The organism is Vibrio sp. 03_296, assembly GCF_002265885.1.
This window is the reverse complement of sequence record NZ_NPKW01000171.1, coordinates 1-587: the sequence shown is the minus strand read 5'-3', so window position 1 is coordinate 587 and position 587 is coordinate 1. Positions and strand designations below refer to the sequence as shown.

Below are 587 nucleotides of genomic sequence, written 5' to 3'. Positions count from 1 at the left end.
CAGAATCAATTGCCCCGCGGTGCGAGCAATATCGATAACTTGCGGACAACAGTGCCGATAAATTCTGTGAGGTAGGCATAGCTCTCTTCCTTACTACTTGGCCGGTCGAAGTGCTCTCAGTGCCAATAGTAGCGCTGTGATACTGCGGGATTCACAAAAATCTAAGTGATGAAGAAGTTCTTCTGCCTGCGCGAGTGGCCAACGAACCACTTCAAGCGGCTCTGGCTCATCGCCTTCCAATGTTTCTGGATAACAGATCTTGTGCCAAAAACAGCGTCATTTTGCTTGAGAAATAGGAAGGAGCCAGCACCACTTGCTTCAATGGTCGTTATGTTTCGCGCCAAAGCCGATTTCTTCTTTCAATTCCCGATCCGCTGCTTGTTCGGCGCTTTCTCCCTGATCAATAAGCCCTTTAGGGAAGCCAAGCTCATAGCGCTCTGTACCTGCAGCATACTCTCTCACTAATAATAGGTCACCTTGCTCAGTAACGGGAACCATCATCACGGCATTTTTACCGCTCGGCTTGAGGCGTTCGTAAATTCGCTCTTCGCCGTTGGAGAAACGCAGTTCAAGGCTTTCGATAGAAA

The 587-nt window shown here is 48.9% G+C and carries 1 pseudogene; it reads right to left on the bottom strand.

What is annotated here, in order from left to right:
* Positions 1-93: 93 nt before the first annotated feature.
* A pseudogene (gene nudE, locus CIK04_RS22525) lies at positions 94-587 on the bottom strand (ADP compounds hydrolase NudE); the annotation flags it as partial.